Here is a 384-nt window from a genome sequence, read left to right as displayed (position 1 = left end):
ACAGCGGCCTACCGGCCGGCTTGAGTGTTGAAGAGCAAAATCAAAATCTAAAGCGGGCACGGTCCAAAAAATGTGGGAGCGGGCTTGCTCGCGAAGGTCGTTAACGATGACGCGGGCATTCTGGATGAACGCGGCGCTCTCAGGTTTTTCGCGAGCAAGCCCGCTCCCACAGAAAAGCAGATCTGTTTTCGCTCTGGATCTTGCTTTTGCTTTTAACACTCAGGTCGGCTTTCAGGCCGCCGTGCTCTTGCTTTTGATCTTGATCTTGCTCTGACTGCCCCAATAAGCCCGAGGCCGAACGCAGGTATTGCGGAGCGGGTAAACCGGCAGGACGCCGGTTTAGCCGCGCCGGGCCATGGATGGCCCGTCGCGGCGGCCCGCGGG

Annotated in this window: 1 pseudogene; it reads right to left on the bottom strand. The window is 58.9% G+C overall.

Going from position 1 to position 384, the window contains the following annotated elements:
• Positions 1 to 139: 139 nt before the first annotated feature.
• Positions 140 to 384, bottom strand: a pseudogene (locus tag HX814_RS31365) (hypothetical protein); the annotation flags it as partial.

Origin of the sequence: Pseudomonas sp. C8002, assembly GCF_013385765.1 — a bacterium.
GTDB lineage: Bacteria > Pseudomonadota > Gammaproteobacteria > Pseudomonadales > Pseudomonadaceae > Aquipseudomonas.
Note: the sequence above shows the minus strand (reverse complement) of the source record. Positions and strands in the feature narration are given on the sequence as shown.